Source organism: Mycobacterium sp. ITM-2016-00316 (assembly GCF_002968335.2).
Lineage (GTDB): Bacteria > Actinomycetota > Actinomycetes > Mycobacteriales > Mycobacteriaceae > Mycobacterium.
In genome coordinates, this window is sequence record NZ_CP134398.1 from 94,365 (window position 1) to 114,002 (window position 19,638).

Consider the following 19,638-nt stretch of genomic DNA (forward strand, 5'->3'; position numbering starts at 1 on the left):
TCACAGCGCGGCGTTGATCGCGTCCACCCGGTCCTTGGCGTCACCGAAGAGCATCTGGGTGTTGTCGCGGAAGAACAGTGGGTTCTGCACGCCCGCATAGCCCGAGGCCATGGAGCGTTTGAAGACGATGACGTTGTCGGCGTTCCACACTGTGAGCACCGGCATACCGGCGATCGGGCTGGAGGGGTCCTCGGAGGCCGCCGGGTTGACGGTGTCGTTGGCGCCGATGACGAGCACGACGCTGGTGCCGTCGAAGTCGTCGTTGATCTCGTCCATTTCCAGCACGATGTCGTAGGGCACCTTGGCCTCGGCCAGCAGCACGTTCATGTGGCCGGGCAGCCGGCCCGCGACGGGGTGGATGCCGAAGCGGACGTTGACACCGCGCTCGCGCAGCTTGCGGGTCAGATCGGCCACCCCGTACTGGGCCTGCGCCACGGCCATCCCGTAGCCGGGGGTGATGATCACCGAGGACGCCGAGGACAGCAGCTCGGCGGCGGCATCGGCGGTGATCTCGCGGTGCTCGCCGTAGTCCTTGTCCTCCGCCGGGCCGGCCTCGATGCCGAATCCGCCGGCGATGACCGAGATGAAGGAGCGGTTCATGGCCTTGCACATGATGTAGGACAGGTAGGCGCCCGAGGAGCCGACGAGTGCGCCGGTGACGATCAGCAGGTTGTTGCCCAGCAGGAAACCCGCCGCGGCCGCGGCCCAGCCCGAGTAGCTGTTGAGCATCGACACCACCACGGGCATATCGCCGCCGCCGATGGAGGCGACCAGATGCCAGCCCAGCAGCAGGGCCAGCACGGTGACCGCGATCAGCAGCCACAGGCTGGGGTCGATCACGAACCAGACGGTGAGCGCGGCGAATGCCACCAGCGACCCCAGGTTGAGGACGTTCTTGCCGGGCAGCATAAGCGGTGCGGACTTCATCCGGGCCGACAGCTTGAGGTTGGCCACGATCGACCCGGTGAAGGTCACCGCGCCGATGAAGACGCCGATGAACACCTCGGCGGAATGGATGCCCAGCATGCCCTGCTCGGACATCGCGATGGCGTCCGGTCCTTCGGGGTGCGCCTCGATGTGCAGGTAGCCGTTCCAGCCGACCAGCACCGCGGCCAGGCCGACGAACGAGTGCAGCAGCGCGATCAGCTCGGGCATGCCCGTCATCTCGACGATCCGGGCTCGCCACAGGCCGATGGTCGCGCCGATCGCCATGGCGCCGAACAGCAGCCCCAGGCCCAGTGGCTCGATCTGGTGGTTGATCGCTAGGGCGATGGTCGCGATGAGCGCGATCGCCATGCCCACGATGCCGAAGCTGATGCCGGCGCGGGACGTCTCATGCCTGGACAGTCCGGCCAGGGAGAGGACGAAGAGCAGTGCTGCCACGACGTAGGCCGCGGTCGCAGCGGTTTCCAGGGTCAACATGGGGAGATTGATTCCGATCGGGTAGGCAAGAGACGCTAGCTGCGGGAGAACATCGCGAGCATGCGGCGCGTGACCGCGAAGCCGCCGAAGATGTTGATACTGGCGAGCATGATGGCGACGGTGGCCAGGGCGGCGATGACAGCATCGGTTTCCCCGACCTGCAGCAGTGCGCCGACGACGATGATGCCCGAGATCGCGTTGGTCACCGACATCAGCGGTGTGTGCAACGCGTGGTGCACATTGCCGATCACGTAGTACCCGATGACGATGGCCAGGGCGAAGACCGTGAGGTGCATCTGCAGTGCGGCCGGCGACAGTGCCAACAGCACGAACAGGATGGCCGCCCCGGTCAGGGCGATGCCCAACCGGCGCCCGGTGGACATCGGCTCCTTGACCTTGGGCGCCTGCACCGGTTCGGCCTTGGCGGCTGCGGGTGCGGCCGATACCTGCACCGGCGGCGGCGGCCAGGTGGTCTGCCCGTCCCGTACGACGGTCACCGAACGCTGCACGACGTCCTCGAAGTCCAGGGTGAGTGCGCCGTCCTTGGCGGGGGTGAGAAGTTTGAGCAGGTTGACCAGGTTGGTGCCGTAGAGCTGGGACGCGGTCGCGGGCAGCCGGCCGGCCAGGTCGGTGTACCCGATGATCGTCACGCCGTTGTCGGTGATGACGGCCTGATCCTTCACGGTGCCCTCGACATTGCCGCCGTTGGCTGCGGCCATGTCCACCAGCACGCTGCCGGGCTTCATCGAGGCGACCATGTCGGCGGTGATGATGCGTGGGGCGGGACGGCCGGGGATCAGGGCGGTGGTGATGATGATGTCGACCTCGCGGGCCAACTCGGCGTAGACGGCGGCCTCGCGGGCCTTGTAGTCGTCGCCCATCTCCTTGGCGTAGCCGGTGGCCGAGACCTCGGCGGCGGCCGGGTCGACCGAGACGTATTCCCCGCCCAGGGACTTGACCTGATCGGCGACCTCGGGCCGCGGGTCGGTGGCCTTCACGATCGCACCCAGACTGCCTGCCGCGCCGATCGCGGCCAGGCCGGCCACCCCGGCGCCCACGACGAGCACCTTGGCCGGGGGCACCTTGCCCGCGGCGGTGACCTGACCGGTGAAGAACCGCCCGAACGCGTGCGCGGCCTCCACCACGGCGCGGTAGCCGGCGATGTTGGCCATCGAGGACAACACGTCCAGTGACTGGGCCCGTGAGATGCGCGGCACCGCGTCCATGGCCAGCACGGTGATCGGGCGGGTCGACAGCTTCTCGACGAGTTCGGGCCGCAGCGCCGGGGAGATCAGGCTGACCAGGGTCGCGCCGTCGTTCAACGCGTCGATCTCGGTGTCATCCGGTGCGTTGACCTTGAGTACCACCTCGGCGTCCCACGGCGAGCCGATGCTCGCTCCGGCCTCCTCATAGGCGGCGTCCGAGAAGCTCGAGGCCGCGCCGGCGCCGGATTCGACGACGACGGAGTAGCCGAGCTTGAGGATCTGGCCGACGGTCTGCGGCGTGGCGGCGACGCGGGTCTCACCTGCTTGAGACTCGCGCGGTATCCCGATGATCATCCGAAGAGTCTCGCATCCGCGCCCGGTTTGTGCGCACGCCCCTCGGGCGGTGAGCGGTCCGCTTAACTCGCCCAACGTGAAGAAATGCGCGATCTCCGGTCGGTGGGTCGCGCATTTCCGCACTTTCGGCACCGCAGTGGTTCAGGTGACGACCTGGTCGAAGTGGGCAGTACGCCGCGGATGCCTCGAATACGTGGAGCGCCTAGAGCCAGTCGCGCCGCTTGAACATCACGTACAGGATCAGCACGAGCACGACGATCAGCGCCGAGCTGGTGAGGAAACCGCCGACGGTCTCCAGGCCCGGGTACATCACGTTCTGGCCGTAGAACCCCGTGATCGCGGTCGGCACGGCGATGATCGCGGCCCAGCCGGTCAGCTTCTTCATCACGGTGTTCAGCCGGGCGTCCTGCAGGGACAGGTTCGTCTCGAACACGGTGGTGACCATGTCGCGCAGCGACTCGGTCCACTCCGAGGCCCGCAGCACGTGGTCGTACAGGTCGGCGTAGAGCGGGTCGAGCTCGGGTGAGGTCTTGGCGTCGAGGCGGCGGTGCTGGATGGTGCTGACCACCTCACGCACCGGCAGCACGACCCGCCGCAGATCCACCAGATCCTTGCGGACCCGAAAGGTCCGCCGTTGCAAGCCGTGTGGTGGTCCGGCGTCGGCGAACAGTTCGTCCTCCAGGGATTCGATGGCATCGTCGAGGGCCTGGACGGCGTCGAAGTGTCCGTCCACCACCACGTCGAGCAGGCCGTGCACCAGAGCGCCGACCCCGTGGGATTGCCCGCCGAGTTCATCGAAACGTCGCGACACCTCACCGATGTCGAAGGGCGGGCGCTCGCCGTTGATGCTCGGCAGCCGAACGGTGATGAGTCCGCGGGGCAGCACGAAGGCCGAGATGCGGTGCTTGACCAGCATGGAATCGCTGTCGGCGCCGGTATCGCGGACATCCAGTGCGTACACCGTGAAGAACGTATGTGTCTGGTAGACAGCAGCTTTGGTGCGCTCTTTCGGTGCGATCGCGTCCTCGACGGCCCACATGTTGAGGTGCAGTTCGTGGGCGAGCGCCAGCAGAGCGGCGTGGTCCGGGTCGTAGAGATCGGCCCACACCAGCTGATCGTCGGAGGCCAGACAGTCCGAGATGGCATCGAAGGTGAAGGCGTCGTCGCGCGGTTCGCCATCCCGCCATAGCCGGCCCGTCACTGTCGTCACGCCGCCATCATTGCGCGTCGGAGAGTTTCGGCGCACCCACTGCGGGGAATGCACGTAATTGCCGGGCGCGTCGATAAGCGCGGCTCGTCCACCCTCCGAAGGAGCCGAGATGTCTGACAACAACACCCTCTGGATCATTGTGGCGGCGGTGGTGGCCCTGGTGGTCGTCGTGGGCCTGGTCCTGCTGGCTCGCAACAAACGCACCCAGAGCAGGCGCGATGAAGCCCAGCGGCTGCGCACCGATCTCGAATCCGAGCGTGAGCAGGTCGCCAAGCGGCAGGCGCTGGCGGACGAGACCGATGCCAAGGCGCGTGCGGCCGCGGCCGAAGCCGAGGCCAAGGCCGCCGAGGCCCGGCGGCTCAGCGAGCGGGCCTCCACGCATCAGGAGACGGCCGCGACGCACCTGGAGGATCTCGATCAGCGCAGCAGGCACATCGACAAACTCGATCCCGATGTGAAGACCCGTGGGCGCGATGGTGATGATGCTCCCGACCGCCAGGTGATCACCGATCCGCCATCGCGCGTCGAGAACCCTCGCTAGTGGAAACCCAGGCCGCATCTCGTTTGCGCTGCGAACGTGCATCGACATGGGACGGATTGGTCCGCACCGCCGCCGGTGACCCCACCATGTACTCCATGGAATTCGTGGTCGAACGCGGTAAGGCCCGCTGCCCGCGTTGTGTCGCGGTGGCCGAGTACTCCTTTGTCGAGTTGGGACCGAATCTGCTTCGCTACGAAGTGAACTGCACGGGTTGCGGCGAGGCCTACCGGGAGAAGCTGGGCCCGGTCGAGCCGAAGGCCGGTGCGCTCGCCACCCTCGACGATTGGCTGCCCGTCGTGCCGGAGCCCGGCCTCCCGCTGCGCGCGCGGATGGACGGCTGGGTGGGTATGGCCCGCCGCCGGGCCGCGTCGCTGTCCGCCGCGACGACATCGGCGTGGGCGGCTGCCCGCGCGCGGCGCCGGCCCGAAACCGTCGTGGAGCCCGTCGCTTAGGACAGTCGGTACGCTCGGCGGGTGTGAGGGACGCACCGCTGGACGGGCTGCTGGAACGAGCGGGCGGAATCCGCGGGCTCATCTACTCCGCGCTGCCGGTCACCACCTACGCGGTGACGGCCGCCGCGCTGGGACGCATCCCCGCGATCATCGCGGCGCTGACCGTCGCCGCGCTGGTGCTGGCCTGGCAGCTGGCGCACCGGGAATCGTTGCGGCCGGCATTGTGGGGATTCGCCGGTGTCGCGTTGTGCGCCGGACTGGCGTTGGTCACCGGGCAGGCCAAGGACTTCTATCTCCCCGGTATCGGGATCGCCCTGGTGACGGCCGTCCTGCTCACCGGATCGATCCTGATCCGGCGCCCGCTGGTCGGTGTCGTGTGGGCCTGGGTGACCGGGCGCGACGGCGTGTGGCGGCGTGCCCCGCGGGTGCGGCTGGCCTTCGACGTCGTCACCGCGGTGATGGCCGCGGTGTCCTGGTCGCGCTTCCTGGTGCAGTACCACCTTTACGACAGTGACCAGGCCGAACTGCTGGCGGTGGCGCGGCTGGCCATGGGCTGGCCGCTGTTCCTGGTCACCACCACGCTGATGGTGCTGGCGGTCCGGTACGCCATCCGTGTGCTGCCGCGCCCGGCCGCCGGATAAAACTCACCCCGATCCCAGATCTTCTCGCCGCATCGCCCGCGCGGTTCTAATACGCGGGTGACGATGTCGCTGACTGCCGCCCCTTGCTGTTGCCGCTGAGGCCCCTCGCCCCAGCGCTTGTCTTCCAACAGTTCTCACAGCAAGAGAGTCGGCCAACAGTGTCTGTCTTCGTGGATATCGTGCCCGGCGAGCCGAAAGTCGACTCGTCCCGTACGGTCCCGCCGTCTCAGCGGTGGCGCGGCGTGCTCACCAGAACCGCCTTGCCGCTGCTCTCGGTGCTGGTGTTCTTCGCCGTCTGGCAAACCGTTGCGGCCCTGGGTATTTGGAACCAGACCTTCGTGCCCTACCCCGGCACGGTGTGGCGCGCGTTCGTCGATGTCTCCACCACCCAGGACGGCACCCGCGGTTACGCCGGCTACCTGCTCTACGAGCACCTCTACATGACGCTGCGCCGGGTGCTCGCCGGCGTCGCGATCGGTGTGGTGCTCGGTGTCCTACTCGGCCTGTTGATGGGGTCGGTCGGGTGGCTGCGCAGCGTGCTGGAGCCGTGGCTGACGTTCCTGCGCGCGCTGCCACCGCTGGCCTACTTTTTCCTGCTGGTGATCTGGCTCGGCATCGACGAGGCCCCGAAGATCACCTTGCTGGCGCTGGCCGCACTGCCGCCCGCCGCGGTGGCCACCACGGCTGCCGTCGTCGCCGCGCCCGTGGGTCTGCAAGAAGCGGCCCGAGCGCTGGGCGCCACCCGGATCCAGGTGATCCGCGATGTGGTGGTGCCCTCGGCGCTGCCGGAGACCTTCACCGGGATCCGGCTGGCGGTCGGCATGGCCTACTCGTCGGTGGTCGCCGCGGAACTGTTCAACGGCATCCCCGGCATCGGCGGATTGGTCAAGGACGCCAGCAATTACAACAACACCCCGGTCGTGCTGGTCGGCATTTTCGCCATCGGTTTCTCGGGCCTGATCATCGACGGTCTACTTCGCGCCGCCGAACGGCGCGCCGTCCCCTGGAGAGGAAAAATCTAGATGAGGTTCACATCCCTACTGGCAGTGGCCGTCAGCGCTCTCGCGCTGGCCGGATGCGCGGTGGACAACTCCGGAAGCGACGACAGCAAGGAGACCGTCCGCATCGGCTACCAGTCCTTCCCCAGCGGTGACCTGATCGTCAAGAACAACAGGTGGCTCGAAGAGGCACTGCCCGAGTTCAACATCAAGTGGATCAAATTCGACTCCGGCGCCGACGTCAACACCGCGTTCATCGCCAAGGAACTCGATTTCGGAGCGCTGGGTTCCAGTCCGGTGGCGCGCGGACTGTCGGCCCCGCTGAACATCCCCTACAAGGTGGCGTTCGTCCTCGACGTCGCCGGTGACAACGAGGCCCTGGTGGTGCGCAACGAGTCGGGTGTCAACACCATCCCCGAGCTGAAGGGCAAGCGGATCGCGACGCCGTTCGCGTCCACGGCCCACTACAGTCTGCTCGCCGCTCTCGCGCAGAATGGCTTGTCCGCCAATGATGTTCAACTGATCGATCTGCAGCCCCAGGCCATCCTGGCGGCGTGGGATCGCGGTGACATCGACGCCGCCTACACCTGGCTGCCCACCCTGGACGATCTGCGCAAGTCCGGCAAGGACCTGATCACCAGCCGCCAGCTGGCCGCCGACGGCAAGCCGACCCTGGATCTCGGCGCGGTGCGTACCGAGTTCGCCGACGCGCACCCCGAGGTCGTCGACATCTGGCGCCGGCAGCAAGCCCGCGCGCTCGACGTCATCGCCGGCGACCCGGAGGCCGCCGCCAAGGCGATCGCCGCCGAGGTCGGTCTGACGCCGGAAGAGCTTGCCGGACAGCTCAAGCAGGGCGTCTACCTGACACCGGCGCAGGTGGCCTCCCCGGAGTGGCTGGGTTCCGACGGTGCACCGGGCAACATCGCGGCCAACCTGCAGAGCGCCTCGGAGTTCCTCGCCGAGCAGAAGCAGATCCCGGAGGCCGCGCCGCTGCAGACGTTCCAGGACGCCATCTACACCAAGGGTCTTCCCGGTGCCCTCGACCAGTGACATCGCCACCCGCGGCGGGTTGCGGATCGCGAACGTCGCGCACCGCTACGGTGACGTCACCGCCCTGGGCCCGGTCGATCTCGATGTCGAGCCGGGGGCGTTCCTGGTGCTGGTCGGCGCCTCGGGCTGCGGGAAGAGCACGCTGCTGCGGCTGATCGCCGGCTTCGAGGAACCCACCGCGGGCGAGGTGCGCGTCGAAGGCGCCTCACCCACACCGGGTGTCACCTCGGGCGTGGTGTTCCAGCAGCCGCGGCTGTTCCCGTGGCGCACCGTCGGTGGCAACGTCGACCTGGCGCTCAAGTACGCGAAGGTGCCCCGCGAGCGGCGCGCCGAGCGGCGCGATCAGCTGCTGGAGCGGGTCGGGTTGGAGGGCACCGGTGACCGCAAGATCTGGGAGATCAGCGGCGGGCAGCAGCAGCGCGTGGCGATCGCGCGGGCACTCGCGGCCGAGACCCCGCTGTTCCTGCTCGACGAACCGTTCGCCGCGCTGGACGCGCTGACCCGCGAACGGCTGCAGGACGACGTGCGTCAGGTCAGCGCCGAGTCGGGGCGCACCACGGTGTTCGTCACGCACAGCGCCGACGAGGCGGCCTTCCTGGGATCGCGGATCGTGGTCCTGACCCGGCGCCCCGGCACGGTTGCGCTGGACCTGCCCTCGGAGCTGCCACGCGCCGGGGTGGGGGCCGATGAGTTGCGGCGCTCCCCGGAGTTCCTGAGGCTGCGCAATGAGGTCAGCGATGCGGTGAAGACGGCCGCCGCGTAGCCGGACCACCTGAATGCAGAAAAGCACCCGTCACGCCAAGGCGTGCGGGTGCTTTTGCGTCGGACTGTCTAGACCGGCGGGTAGGCCGGGGGCGGGTAGACGCCGCGCAGACCCCAGGCCAGCCAGCTGAAGAAGAACTCGCCTTCATCGCTGATGTCGTAATCAGGATTCGGATCCATCGGTACCTCCCAGGCACGGCCACTTTCTCAGGAGTTTAGACCTACTGGTAGATGTCGGGACACCGTAACCGCGTTAATGCCTACACTGGCCAACCAGTTGATTGGTACACCCCGGGTCACCCCGGTCTGCAGATAGTGAGTAGTCATGTCCACCGAGTCCGCACCCAACGGGTCGTCCCGCCGCGACGAGTTGCTGGCGGTCGCCGCCAAGCTGTTCGCCGCCCGGGGGTACCACGGCACCCGGATGGACGATGTCGCCGACGCGGTCGGCCTCAACAAGGCCACTGTCTACCACTATTACGCCAGCAAGTCGCTGATCCTGTGGGACATCTACAAGCGCACCGCCGACTTCACCGTCGACGCCCTGCACGATGATCCCACCGCCACGGCCCGGGAGACGATCTACCACTTCACCCGGCGGCTGCTCACCGGCATCGCCAACGACCTGGAAGCGGCCGCCGTCTACTTCCAGGAGGGCCCCTACATCTCGGAGTGGTTCACCGAGGAGCAGGTCGCCTATATCCGCAAGGCCGAATCCACCGTCTACGAGCATGTCCGCGATGTCATCGACCGCGGCATCGCCAGCGGCGAGTTCTACGACTGCGATTCGCATGTGCTCGCACTCGGCTACATCGGGATGACGCTGGGCGCCTACCGCTGGCTGCGTCCGCACGGCCGCCGCACCGCCCAGGAGATCGCGGTGGAGTTCAGCACCGCGCTGCTGCGGGGGCTGATCCGCGATGAGACGGTCCGCAACGAACAGCCCCTCGGCGGTGCGCAGAAATGACCGGCCTGTTCGCCCTCGACGGCAAGGTCGCCGTGGTCACCGGTGGCGGCCGGGGCATCGGCGTGATGATCGCCCGCGGGCTGCTGGAGGCCGGCGCTGCCAAGGTCTACCTGGCGGCCCGCAAGGAGGCCGAGCTGGACGCCGTCGTGGCCGAGCTGTCCCCGCTGGGTGCCGTCGAGGGCATACCGGCCGATCTCGGCACCGCCGAGGGTGTGCAGACCCTGGCCGACGCGGTGGCGGCACGTGAGGACGCCGTGCACGTGCTGTTCAACAACGCCGGTGCGGCCTGGGGTGCGCCGTTCGGCGAGTTCCCGGAGTCGGGCTTCGACAAGGTCTTCGACGTCAACGTCAAGGGCGTGTTCCTGCTGACCCGGGCGCTGGTGCCGCTGCTGGAGGCCGCCGCCACCGAACAGGACCCGGCCCGGGTGATCAACACCGGCAGCATCGACGGGTTCTTCGTGCCGGAGATCGGGCGCGACAACTTCTCCTACAGCGCCAGCAAGGCCGCCGTGCACATGCTGACCCGGCATCTGTCCGGCGAGCTGGCGCCCAAGATCCTGGTGAACGCGATCGCGCCGGGGCTCTTCCCGTCGAAGATGACCAAGGTGCTGATGTCGGCCGGGGAGGAGGCCGTCGGCGCGGCGCTGCCGCTGAAGCGCGTCGGGCAGCCCGATGACATGGCCGGTATCGCGGTGTTCCTGGCCAGCCGGGCCAGCAGTTACATCACCGGGACCATCATTCCGGTCGACGGCGGGCTCAGCACCATCCGCTGACGCACACCTCTTGGGCGGCGATGTGTGAACCGGGCCGCCGCGGGGTAGACCGGTGTACATGTGTTCACCGAAAACCGTCCCGAGGGGTGTGCCATGGTGCTGAATCTGAAGGGTCTGACGCGGTGGAGTGCGGCCCCCGCGCGCGACGTGGCCACGGCCACCACGCCGAAGATCAACATGGTCCGAGGCCTGGCAGCGCGCATGACGACGCCGTTGCTGCCCGACGACTACCTGAAGATGCTCAACCCGCTGTGGACCGCGCGCGAACTGCGCGGCGAGGTGGTGGATGTGCGCAGGGAGACCGAGGACTCCGCCACGGTGATCATCAAACCGGGATGGGGATTCGCGGCCGACTACCAGCCCGGCCAGTACGTCGGGATCGGTCTGCGGATCAACGGCCGGTGGCACTGGCGGTCCTACTCGTTGACCTCGGTGCCCAAGCGCGACAACAAGCTCATCTCGATCACCGTCAAGGCCACGCCGGAGGGCTTCCTGTCGACACACCTGGTGAACGGGGTGGAACCCGGAACGATCGTTCGCCTGGCGGCGCCGAAGGGCGACTTCGCGATGCCCGACCCGCCGCCGGCCAAAGCGCTGTTCGTCACCGCGGGTAGCGGTATCACGCCGGTGATGGCGATGCTGCGGTCGATCGCCGCGCGTGGCCAGTCGGCCGACATCGTGCACGTGCACTCCGCCCCGTCCGCGGACGACGTGATCTTTCACGACGAGTTGCAGCAACTCCACGACGGCCGGACCGACTACCGGCTGCACCTGCAGCTGACCGACGAGGCGGGGCACCTCGATTTCGGCAACCTCGAACACATCGTCGCGGACTGGAAGGAACGCCCCACCTGGGCGTGTGGCCCGCCCGCGATGCTCGACACGATCGAGAAGGTCTGGGCCGATGCCGGCGTGCCCGAGGACCGACTGCACATGGAGCGCTTCGTCATCGCCCGTACCGACAAGGGCGGTGAGGGCGGCACCGTGACGTTCGCGCTGTCGGACAAGACCGTCGACGTCGACGGTGCCACCTCGCTGCTGGAAGCCGGCGAGAAGGTGGGTATCCAGATGCCGTTCGGCTGCCGGATGGGTATCTGCCAAACCTGTGTGCTGCCTTTGGAATCCGGCCACGTCCGGGATTTCCGGTCGGGTACCGAGCACGGCGAGGGCGACCGCATTCAGACCTGTATCTCGGCAGTGTCCGGCAACTGCACACTCAACGTCTAGGAGGCTCAGCATGGCCATCACCGATATCAAGGAATATGCACACCTGACACCCGAGGACGTCGCCGAACTCGAACGCGAGCTGGATGCGATCCGGGCCGACATCGAGGAATCCCGCGGCGAGCGCGATGCCCGCTACATCCGCAGGGCCATCCAGTTGCAGCGTGGACTGGCGGTGGGCGGGCGTATCGCTTTGTTCAAGAGCCGCAACAAGTTCGCGTGGGTGGCGGGAACCGGGATGCTCGCTGCGGCCAAGATCATCGAGAACATGGAACTCGGGCACAACATCACCCATGGCCAGTGGGACTGGATGAACGACCCGGAGATCCACTCCACGGAATGGGAATGGGACACCACCTCACCGACGGTGCACTGGAAGAAGTCGCACAACTTCATTCACCACAAGTACACCAACGTGGTCGGCCTCGACGACGATATCGGTTACGGCATCATGCGGCTCACCCGCGACCAGAAATGGGAGCGGTGGATGATCGGCAACCCTGTCTACAACTTCCTGCTCGGCACCCTGTTCGAGTGGGGTGTCGCGCTGCACGGTGTCGAGACGACCAAGTGGCGAAAGGGCGAGAAGTCGCTGCGGGAGGTGGGCAAGGACCTGCGCATCATCGGTAAGAAGGTCGGCAAGCAGGTCGGCAAGGACTACATCGTCTTCCCGGCCCTGGCCGGACGGAACTGGAAGCACACCCTGGGCGCCAACGCGGTGGCAAATCTCATTCGTAACTACTGGTCCTACATGGTCATCTTTTGCGGCCACTTCCCCGACGGTGCAGAGAAATTCACGAAGGAGGAGTTCGAGCAGGAGACCCACGCCGAGTGGTACCTGCGGCAGATGCTCGGCTCGGCCAACTTCCATGCGGGCCCGACCATGGCCTTCATGAGCGGCAACCTCTGCTACCAGATCGAGCACCACCTCTTCCCCGACCTACCGAGCAACCGGTACGCCGAGATCGCGCAGCGGGTCCAGGCGCTGTGCGAGAAGTACGATCTGCCGTACACGACGGGTTCGCTTGTGCGGCAATATAGTCAGTCCTGGTGGACGATCGCCAAGCTGGCCCTGCCGAACCGGTTCCTCAAGGCGACCGTCGATGACGCACCGGAGACCAACTCCGAACTCAAGTTCCGGATCCGCGGTGGTGTGCGTGACACCTTCGGTGTGGACCCCCGCACCGGCAAGCGTCGCGGGCTGCGCACCGCGATTCGCGAGCTCAAGAACGAGGAAATCGCCGTCGCCTGAGCATCGGTGCGGTGCCGGAAGCCGAGGGCTAACCTGGCGGCATGAAGTCGACCATCCTGTCCCGCCGCGACCTCGACTTTCTGCTCTATGAGTGGCTGCGCGTGGAGGAGTTGACGACGCGGCCGCGGTTCGCCGAGCATTCCCGGGAAACCTTCGACGGGGTGCTGGATCTGTGTGAACAGCTGGCCGAGCGCTATTTCGCCCCGCACAACAAGCTCAGCGACGCTCACGAGCCCCAGTTCGACGGCACCACGGTCACCGTCATCCCCGAGGTCAAGGCGGCGATCGAGGCCTTCGCCAAGGCCGACCTGATCGGCATGAGCTTCGACGCCGAACTCGGTGGCGCGCAGCTGCCGGCGACCGTCGCGCAGGCCGGCTTCGCGTGGATCTCGGCGGCCAACACCAGCACCTCCGGGTACCTGATGCTCACCATCGCCAACGCGAACCTGATCGCCAAGTTCGGCAGTCCCGAACAGATCGAGACGTTCGTCGAGCCGATGCTGGCCGGGCGCTTCACCGGCACCATGGCGCTGTCGGAAACCCAGGCCGGCTCCTCACTGGCCGATATCACCACCCGCGCCGAACCCCACGATGACGGCAGCTACCGGCTGTTCGGCACCAAGATGTGGATCTCCGGCGCCGAGCACGAACTTTCGGAGAACATCGTCAACCTGGTGCTGGCCAAGATCCCGGGCGGACCGGTGGGCACCAAGGGCATCTCGCTGTTCATCGTGCCGAAGTTCCTGGAAGACGGCACCCGCAACGGCGTGGCGATCTCCGGGCTCAATCACAAGATGGGCCAACGCGGTATCACCAACACCGTGCTCAACTTCGATGGCGCGGTCGGGTATCTGGTCGGGGAACCGCACCGCGGCCTGGTCTACATGTTCCACATGATGAACGAAGCCCGACTCGGCGTCGGGATGGGCGCGGTCGCGCTCGGCTACACCGGGTACCTCAAGTCGCTGGAGTACGCCAGGGAACGTCCGCAGGGCCGGCTGGTCAAGGATCCGGCGAGCCCGCAGGTCCCGATCATCGCGCACGCCGACGTCAAGCGGATGTTGTTGGCGCAGAAGGCCTATGTCGAAGGCGCGCTCGGACTCGCGCTGTACTGCGCGCGGCTGGCCGATGAAGAGGACACCGCCCTGCTGGACATCCTGACTCCGATCGCCAAGAGCTGGCCGTCGCAGTGGTGCCTGGAAGCCAACAGCCTGGCCATCCAGGTGCTCGGCGGCTACGGCTACACCCGCGAATACGACGTGGAGCAGCACTACCGGGACAACCGGCTCAACCCCATCCACGAGGGCACCCACGGCATACAGAGCCTGGACCTGTTGGGCCGCAAGGTCACCCAGAATGGTGGCGCCAGCCTGGCGGCGTTGTCGGAGCGGGTTTCCGCGACCATCGCCGAGGCCGGTGACGACCCGATGGCCGCCCAACTGCAGGCCTCCTGGCAGCGGCTGGTGACGGTGACCGCGGGCATGTTCGCCTCCGGCGACGTCGAGGCCGCGATGGCCAACAGCGCGATCTATCTGGAGGCGTTCGGTCATATCGTCATCGCCTGGATCTGGCTGGAGCAGTACCTGGTTGCCGGCGACCAGGGCGGCGATTTCTACGAGGGCAAGCGCCAGGCTGCCCGCTTCTTCTTCCGCTACGAACTGCCCAAGACCGCAGCACAATTGGATCTGCTGGAGAGCCTGGACCGCACCACGCTGGAGATGGCCGACTCCTGGTTCTGAGGTTGCCCGATAGTCCCGTGCGGCAGCGGCGCGACGTGTAGCGTTTCTTGCGTAGCCGTCAAAGCCGACGGCAGGCCGGGGGGCCTACCGCACTGGGGGAATGCTCTTATGGCGATTGCCACCGCCCGACTCCGTTCGGCGGTCGCGCCGGCGCTCGCCGCCATCATGGTCACGGCGTGCAGCAGCGCCATCGAGCCCCAGGGCGCGGACGATGGCGGCGGCACCTGGCCGTCGGGCACCGTCGATATGTACGTCGGCTACGCCGCGGGTGGATCCAGCGATCTGATCAGCCGAGCGGTCGCCGATGGCCTCTCCGGTGCTGGGGCGACGCCGTTCCGGATCATCAACCGGGAGGGCGGCAACGGCGCGATCGCCGCGGCGGAGGTCGCCGCCGCCCCTGCCGACGGTTCGGTGATCGCGATCCAGAATGGCTCGCTGTACACCATTACTCCGCTCGCGGTCGCCCCCGATGAGGCCGCCGACATCGGGAGATTCGACGTGGTCTACGGCATATCCCGGGACCATTACGTCGTGGTGGCCAACCCCGCCAGCGGTTTCCGCGCGATCCAGGACATCCTGCGCGCGAATCACGCTGTCCGTTACGGCACCACCGGCGTCGGCACCGGTGCGCAGCTGTCCGCCGCGCTGCTGTTCAAGAATGCCGAAGTGCCGGCGCTGCCGGTGCCGTTCGACAGCGGCGCACCCGCGCTGGCCGCGGTGCTCGCCGGTGAGGTCGACATCGCCGTCATCCACGTGGGCGAGGCGATCGAGAGTATCCGCTCCGAACGGTTGGTGCCGTTGGCGGTATTCGGCTCGGACCGCAACAGCTACCTGCCCGATGTGCCCACGGCCCAGGAACAGGGTGTCGACGCCGAGGTGACCCAGTACCGGTTCATGACGGTGCGCAAGGGGACCCCGCAGTACATCAAGGACGCCCTGGTCGAGGGCCTCAAGGCGACATTCGACACCGGGGCCTACCGCAACTTCAACGAACAGCACAGCTTCACCCCGATGGAGATACCCGGGGACGAGGTACTGGGCCAACTCGCCGAGGACAAACAGCGCTACGCGCAGGTGGTGCAGCAGAACGGCATCGATCTGCACGACGGCGGTTGATCGGCGACGAGGACTGTGTCGATGCACTATCGGCATGAAGCGATACCAATTATGCCTTGGACAGGTATCGCCGAGCTTCCTAAGTTAAGTGATGGCCACCACACCGGTGGCAATCTGAGACTTGACCAACAGGAGGTGCCCGATGGCGATCGAAGCCACCCGCCGACGTCCCCGCGCCGCGCTGGCCGCCGCAGCCGCCGCAGGCCTGCTGCTCACCGCCTGCGGCGGAGTGCAGACCAGCACAGGAAGCGGATCCGGTGACGGCTGGCCGTCCGGCACCGTCGAGATGTACGTCGGCGCCTCGGCCGGAGGATCCAGCGACCTGATCAGCCGTGCCGTCTCCAAGGGCCTCAGCGATGACCTGGGTGCCTCGTTCCCGGTCATCAACCGCGAGGGTGCCAACGGAGCCCTGGCCGCGGCCGAGGTCGCGAACGCCGCGCCGGACGGCTCGAAGATCGCCATCCAGAACGCGTCGCTGTTCACCATCACCCCGCTCGCCGTGAGCCCCGACGAGGTCACCGACATCGACGCCTTCGACGTGGTCTACGGCATATCCCGCGACGACTACGTGCTGGTCGCGAGCCCCGGTAGCGGGTTCAGGACCATCCAGGACATGCAGAACGCCGATAGCACGGTGCGCTACGGCACCACCGGCGTCGGGACCGGCGCGCAGCTGTCTGCCGCGTTGCTGTTCAAGAGCAGCAGTGTGCCGTCGGCGGCCGTTCCGTTCGACGGTGGCGCACCGGCGCTGGCCGCCGTCCTCGGCAACCAGGTCGAGGTCGCCTCCATCCAGGTGGGGGAGGCGATCGAGAACATCCAGTCCGGGAAGCTGGTGCCGCTGGCGGTGTTCGGCCCGGACCGGATCAGCTACCTGCCCGATGTGCCGACGGCCAAGGAGCAGGGACTGGACGTCGAGGTGACGCAGTACCGGTTCATGACGGTTCCCAAGGGCACCCCGCAGGAGGTCAAGGACAAGCTCGTCGAGGGCCTGAAGGCGACGTTCGCCACCGAGGACTACAAGAAGTTCAACGAGCAGAACAGCCTCACGCCCATGGAGCTGTCCGGTGCGGACGTGCTGACCCAGCTCAACGAGGACAAGCAGCGCTACGCCGAGCTGGTCGGCCAGTACGACCTCGACCTGCGGAACGCGGGCTGATGACCGCCGTGGGGGAGCCACACGCTCCGCACGCACACGACATCCTCGCCGAGATCGAGGCCGAGGTCGCCCACGAACTGCACGAGGAGCGCCCGCCCGCGGGCGGTCCCGGCTATCAGATCGCGGGTGCGCTGGCCGGTCTGGTGATCGGAGTCGCCGGCGCCGCGCTGGCCTCCGGCTACGGTCTGGGCTCGCTGCGCGAGCCCGGTCCCGGACTGTGGCCCTTCGTGGTCAGCGTGCTCATCGCCGCACTGTCGCTGCTGCTGCTGGTGGTCGGACGACGGCTCGACGACGCCGAAAAGTTCACCCGCAGCAGCCTTCTGGTGGCCATCGGCGCCGTCACATTCGCGGGCTTCGGTCTGCTGATGCCGTTGATCGGATTCGAGATTCCCGCGGTGGTGCTGTGTGTGATCTGGCTGCGGTTCCTGGGTGGTGAAAGCTGGCGTAGCACTGCGGTGATCAGCGTCGCCACCACAGCAGTGTTCTACGTCCTGTTCATCTACGGGCTGCGGATTCCGCTTCCCCACCTCATCGCCTTCTGAGCGAAGCCGAAACATCATGGACTTCAACGCATTCCTGGATGGATTCGCTCTGGTTGCCGAACCCCAGAACCTGCTGTACTGCCTGATGGGTGTGCTCATCGGCATGATCATCGGTGTGCTGCCCGGCCTCGGCCCCGCCGCCACCATCGCGATCCTGCTGCCGATCACCTACACCATCGACCCGGTGGCCGCGATCATCATGCTGGCCGGTATCTACTACGGCGCCCAGTACGGCGGCACCATCACCTCGGTGCTGCTGCGGCTCCCCGGCGAAGCATCCTCGGTGGTCACCGTCTTCGACGGCTTCGCGCTGGCCAAACAGGGCAAGGCCGGCACCGCCCTGGGCATTGCGGCCATCGGATCCTTTGTCGGCGCGACGATCTCGATCATCGGCCTGACGCTGCTGGCCCCCGTCGTGGCAGAGATCGCGCTCGACTTCGGTCCGCCCGAGTACGCCGCCCTGGCCTTGCTCGGTGTGCTCCTGGTCGCCACCATCGGCAGCGGTAACAAGCTCAAGGCGCTGATCGCCGGCGCGGTCGGCCTGCTGCTCGCCACGGTGGGCCGGGACAGCTTCAGCGGTGCCTCCCGCTTCACCTTCGACAGCCTGCAACTGGCCGACGGTATCGACTTCGTCGTCGTGGCGATGGGCCTGTTCGGTGTCGGGGAGATTCTGTACAACCTGGAGCAGCGCCACGGAAAGACGCATGTCCCGGCCAAGGTCGGCAATGTGTGGCCGTCGCGCAAGGATCTCCGGCAGTCCTCGGGTGCCATCGGGCGCGGTTCGATCATCGGCTTCGTGTTGGGTGTGCTGCCCGGCGGTGGTGCCACCCTGTCGTCGATCGTGGCCTACGCCACCGAGAAACGGCGCTCCAAGACCCCCGAGCGTTTCGGTCGCGGCGCCATCGAGGGCGTCGCCGCACCGGAGACGGCCAACAACGCGGCCGCCACCTCCTCGTTCATCCCGCTGCTCACCATCGGCCTGCCCGCCAACGCGTCGATGGCGATGCTGTTCGGGGCGCTGCTGATCCTGGGCATCTCGCCCGGACCGCAACTCGTCGACGAACATCCCGACGTGTTCTGGGGTGTCATCAACTCGATGTACATCGGCAACATCCTGCTGCTGATCCTGTCGATTCCGTTGGTGGGCTTGTTCGTCCGGATCTTGCGGGTGCGCCCGGCGATCCTCGCGCCGATCACCGCGCTCATCACCATCCTGGGTGTCTACACCATCAACAACTCGACCTTCGACATCTTCGTCATGCTGGCCTTCGGCATCGTCGGCTACCTGATGAAGAAGGCCGGCTTCGACCCCGGGCCGATGGTGCTGGCGTTCGTGCTGGGCACCATCATCGAGGCCAGCACCCGGCGCTCCCTGCTGATCTTCGACGGCGACCCCACCGGATTCATCACCCGGCCGATCTCGGGTGGCATCCTGGCGGTCTTCCTGCTGCTGGTGCTGCTGCCGGTGATCCAGTACGTGCGCCACAAGCGTGCCGCAGCGTCCGTGCCGGCCACGGCCGATGACGCCGAAACCGTGGGGCGCTAACGCCTGCCGGCGTCAAGCCGGCGCCGGGTGTTGCCCAGGTGCAGTCGCATGGCGGCCCGGGCGAGCTCCGGGTCGCCGTCGATGACGGCGGCGGCCACCTGGTCGTGTTCGCGCCGGACCCGATCGGCATGGCCGGCGTCGGTGATGGAGTGCTCGGAACCCAATCGGGTGCGGGGCAGCATGATCATCATCGGTCCCAGTGAATCCAGCAGTTCGACATAGAACCGGTTGCCGCTGGCGGCGGCAAGCGCGCGGTGAAAACGGAAGTCGGCCTCCACCGCATCGCTCGCTGCGGCCCCGGTGAATTCGTCGAGCGCGTCCCGGACGGTCTCCCGGCCGCGAGCATCGATGCGTGCGGCCGCCAGCGCGGCGGCCTCGCACTCGATGCCCAACCGGAAGTCGATCATGTCCAGCACATCGCGATGGGACCGGATGGCCGACGACTCGACGGTGAAGGCCGTCGACTCGGGCACGGCGAGCACGAATGATCCGCGGCCCTGGAAGGTTTCGACGAGGCCTTCGGCGCGAAGCCGGGTGACGGCTTCGCGCACCACGGTGCGCGACACCCCGAACTCCTCGACCAGTTCGGTTTCCGAGGGCAGCTTGTGCCCGGGCGGGAGATCGCCGGCGAAGATCTTGTCCTTCAGGCCGGCGACCACCCGCTGGGCCAACGAGGTTGTCATCGCAA

Annotated in this window: 20 protein-coding genes; 15 read left to right on the top strand and 5 right to left on the bottom strand. The window is 67.2% G+C overall.

Going from position 1 to position 19,638, the window contains the following annotated elements:
• The 3 genes from pntB to C6A86_RS00460 form a co-directional block, all read right to left on the bottom strand.
• On the bottom strand, positions 1-1,422 hold the full coding sequence (pntB, locus tag C6A86_RS00450; RefSeq protein WP_105361917.1) for a Re/Si-specific NAD(P)(+) transhydrogenase subunit beta: 1,422 nt from the start codon (positions 1,420-1,422) through the stop codon (positions 1-3).
• Positions 1,423-1,457: 35 nt separating this feature from the next.
• On the bottom strand, positions 1,458-2,981 hold the full coding sequence (locus C6A86_RS00455; RefSeq protein ID WP_105361916.1) for a Re/Si-specific NAD(P)(+) transhydrogenase subunit alpha: 1,524 nt from the start codon (positions 2,979-2,981) through the stop codon (positions 1,458-1,460).
• A gap of 202 nt (positions 2,982-3,183) precedes the next feature.
• The gene (locus C6A86_RS00460) at positions 3,184-4,191 is read right to left on the bottom strand and encodes a magnesium transporter CorA family protein (protein ID WP_105361915.1); all 1,008 of its coding nucleotides are present in this window, start codon (positions 4,189-4,191) and stop codon (positions 3,184-3,186) included.
• Between the two features lie 109 nt (positions 4,192-4,300).
• Here C6A86_RS00460 and C6A86_RS00465 point away from each other — a divergent pair, with 109 nt between their 5' ends.
• The 6 genes from C6A86_RS00465 to C6A86_RS00490 all read left to right on the top strand — a co-directional run bounded on the left by C6A86_RS00465 (position 4,301) and on the right by C6A86_RS00490 (position 8,636).
• Positions 4,301-4,732 carry a hypothetical protein gene (locus C6A86_RS00465; protein WP_199196064.1) on the top strand — a complete coding sequence of 144 codons (432 nt, stop codon included), beginning with the start codon at positions 4,301-4,303 and terminating at the stop codon, positions 4,730-4,732.
• A 95-nt stretch (positions 4,733-4,827) separates the two neighbouring features.
• Complete coding sequence (locus C6A86_RS00470) at positions 4,828-5,184, top strand: hypothetical protein (RefSeq protein WP_199196063.1); 357 nt, start codon at positions 4,828-4,830, stop codon at positions 5,182-5,184.
• Positions 5,185-5,207: 23 nt separating this feature from the next.
• Positions 5,208-5,825, top strand: coding sequence for a DUF3159 domain-containing protein (locus C6A86_RS00475; protein WP_233212875.1), 618 nt, complete (start codon positions 5,208-5,210; stop codon positions 5,823-5,825).
• A 158-nt stretch (positions 5,826-5,983) separates the two neighbouring features.
• Entirely contained in the window at positions 5,984-6,847 is an 864-nt protein-coding gene (locus C6A86_RS00480) for an ABC transporter permease (protein ID WP_105361913.1), read from the top strand.
• The gene (locus tag C6A86_RS00485; protein ID WP_105361912.1) at positions 6,848-7,873 is read left to right on the top strand and encodes a glycine betaine ABC transporter substrate-binding protein; all 1,026 of its coding nucleotides are present in this window, start codon (positions 6,848-6,850) and stop codon (positions 7,871-7,873) included.
• Positions 7,857-8,636: an ABC transporter ATP-binding protein gene (locus C6A86_RS00490; protein ID WP_396834509.1), complete on the top strand. Its 780-nt coding sequence runs from the start codon at positions 7,857-7,859 to the stop codon at positions 8,634-8,636. Before C6A86_RS00485 ends, C6A86_RS00490 begins: the two co-directional genes overlap by 17 nt.
• Before the next feature lie 68 nt (positions 8,637-8,704).
• Here C6A86_RS00490 and C6A86_RS00495 read toward each other — a convergent pair whose 3' ends face one another.
• Positions 8,705-8,815 (bottom strand): hypothetical protein, encoded by a 111-nt coding sequence (locus C6A86_RS00495; protein ID WP_019514171.1) that lies wholly within the window; start codon positions 8,813-8,815, stop codon positions 8,705-8,707.
• A gap of 145 nt (positions 8,816-8,960) precedes the next feature.
• On the opposite strand from C6A86_RS00495, the gene C6A86_RS00500 reads away from it, so the two are divergent.
• The 9 genes from C6A86_RS00500 to C6A86_RS00540 all read left to right on the top strand — a co-directional run bounded on the left by C6A86_RS00500 (position 8,961) and on the right by C6A86_RS00540 (position 18,950).
• Positions 8,961-9,602, top strand: coding sequence for a TetR/AcrR family transcriptional regulator (locus tag C6A86_RS00500; RefSeq protein WP_105361399.1), 642 nt, complete (start codon positions 8,961-8,963; stop codon positions 9,600-9,602).
• On the top strand, positions 9,599-10,375 hold the full coding sequence (locus tag C6A86_RS00505; protein ID WP_302031145.1) for an SDR family oxidoreductase: 777 nt from the start codon (positions 9,599-9,601) through the stop codon (positions 10,373-10,375). The genes C6A86_RS00500 and C6A86_RS00505 overlap by 4 nt, the downstream gene beginning before the upstream one ends.
• Positions 10,376-10,468: 93 nt before the next feature.
• A complete protein-coding gene (locus C6A86_RS00510; RefSeq protein ID WP_105363218.1) occupies positions 10,469-11,602 on the top strand; it encodes a ferredoxin reductase in 1,134 nt (377 codons plus the stop codon).
• 10 nt (positions 11,603-11,612) lie between these two features.
• Positions 11,613-12,851, top strand: a complete 1,239-nt coding sequence (locus C6A86_RS00515; protein WP_105363205.1) for an acyl-CoA desaturase — start codon at positions 11,613-11,615, stop codon at positions 12,849-12,851.
• A gap of 41 nt (positions 12,852-12,892) precedes the next feature.
• A complete protein-coding gene (locus tag C6A86_RS00520) occupies positions 12,893-14,590 on the top strand; it encodes an acyl-CoA dehydrogenase (protein ID WP_105363206.1) in 1,698 nt (565 codons plus the stop codon).
• A 108-nt stretch (positions 14,591-14,698) separates the two neighbouring features.
• Positions 14,699-15,706 carry a tripartite tricarboxylate transporter substrate binding protein gene (locus C6A86_RS00525; protein WP_105363207.1) on the top strand — a complete coding sequence of 336 codons (1,008 nt, stop codon included), beginning with the start codon at positions 14,699-14,701 and terminating at the stop codon, positions 15,704-15,706.
• Positions 15,707-15,848: 142 nt separating this feature from the next.
• A complete protein-coding gene (locus C6A86_RS00530) occupies positions 15,849-16,862 on the top strand; it encodes a tripartite tricarboxylate transporter substrate binding protein (protein ID WP_105363208.1) in 1,014 nt (337 codons plus the stop codon).
• Positions 16,862-17,404 (top strand): tripartite tricarboxylate transporter TctB family protein, encoded by a 543-nt coding sequence (locus tag C6A86_RS00535; RefSeq protein ID WP_105363209.1) that lies wholly within the window; start codon positions 16,862-16,864, stop codon positions 17,402-17,404. Before C6A86_RS00530 ends, C6A86_RS00535 begins: the two co-directional genes overlap by 1 nt.
• Positions 17,405-17,420: 16 nt before the next feature.
• Positions 17,421-18,950 carry a tripartite tricarboxylate transporter permease gene (locus tag C6A86_RS00540; RefSeq protein ID WP_105363210.1) on the top strand — a complete coding sequence of 510 codons (1,530 nt, stop codon included), beginning with the start codon at positions 17,421-17,423 and terminating at the stop codon, positions 18,948-18,950.
• Here the strand turns inward: C6A86_RS00540 and C6A86_RS00545 are convergent.
• Positions 18,947-19,633: a FadR/GntR family transcriptional regulator gene (locus tag C6A86_RS00545; protein WP_105363211.1), complete on the bottom strand. Its 687-nt coding sequence runs from the start codon at positions 19,631-19,633 to the stop codon at positions 18,947-18,949. The genes C6A86_RS00540 and C6A86_RS00545 overlap by 4 nt on opposite strands.
• Between the last annotated feature and the right edge of the window lie 5 nt (positions 19,634-19,638).

Bases quoted from the DNA above. Each gene is read 5' to 3' on its own strand.
- C6A86_RS00500 (WP_105361399.1), top strand. From the start codon at position 8,961: ATGTCCACCGAGTCCGCACCCAACGGGTCGTCCCGCCGCGACGAGTTG.
- C6A86_RS00520 (WP_105363206.1), top strand. From the start codon at position 12,893: ATGAAGTCGACCATCCTGTCCCGCCGCGACCTCGACTTTCTGCTCTAT.
- C6A86_RS00530 (WP_105363208.1), top strand. From the start codon at position 15,849: ATGGCGATCGAAGCCACCCGCCGACGTCCCCGCGCCGCGCTGGCCGCC.
- C6A86_RS00465 (WP_199196064.1), top strand. From the start codon at position 4,301: ATGTCTGACAACAACACCCTCTGGATCATTGTGGCGGCGGTGGTGGCC.
- C6A86_RS00545 (WP_105363211.1), bottom strand. From the start codon at position 19,633: ATGACAACCTCGTTGGCCCAGCGGGTGGTCGCCGGCCTGAAGGACAAG.
- C6A86_RS00515 (WP_105363205.1), top strand. From the start codon at position 11,613: ATGGCCATCACCGATATCAAGGAATATGCACACCTGACACCCGAGGAC.
- pntB (WP_105361917.1), bottom strand. From the start codon at position 1,422: ATGTTGACCCTGGAAACCGCTGCGACCGCGGCCTACGTCGTGGCAGCA.
- C6A86_RS00485 (WP_105361912.1), top strand. From the start codon at position 6,848: ATGAGGTTCACATCCCTACTGGCAGTGGCCGTCAGCGCTCTCGCGCTG.
- C6A86_RS00535 (WP_105363209.1), top strand. From the start codon at position 16,862: ATGACCGCCGTGGGGGAGCCACACGCTCCGCACGCACACGACATCCTC.
- C6A86_RS00470 (WP_199196063.1), top strand. From the start codon at position 4,828: ATGGAATTCGTGGTCGAACGCGGTAAGGCCCGCTGCCCGCGTTGTGTC.
- C6A86_RS00510 (WP_105363218.1), top strand. From the start codon at position 10,469: ATGGTGCTGAATCTGAAGGGTCTGACGCGGTGGAGTGCGGCCCCCGCG.
- C6A86_RS00525 (WP_105363207.1), top strand. From the start codon at position 14,699: ATGGCGATTGCCACCGCCCGACTCCGTTCGGCGGTCGCGCCGGCGCTC.
- C6A86_RS00455 (WP_105361916.1), bottom strand. From the start codon at position 2,981: ATGATCATCGGGATACCGCGCGAGTCTCAAGCAGGTGAGACCCGCGTC.
- C6A86_RS00505 (WP_302031145.1), top strand. From the start codon at position 9,599: ATGACCGGCCTGTTCGCCCTCGACGGCAAGGTCGCCGTGGTCACCGGT.
- C6A86_RS00540 (WP_105363210.1), top strand. From the start codon at position 17,421: ATGGACTTCAACGCATTCCTGGATGGATTCGCTCTGGTTGCCGAACCC.
- C6A86_RS00495 (WP_019514171.1), bottom strand. From the start codon at position 8,815: ATGGATCCGAATCCTGATTACGACATCAGCGATGAAGGCGAGTTCTTC.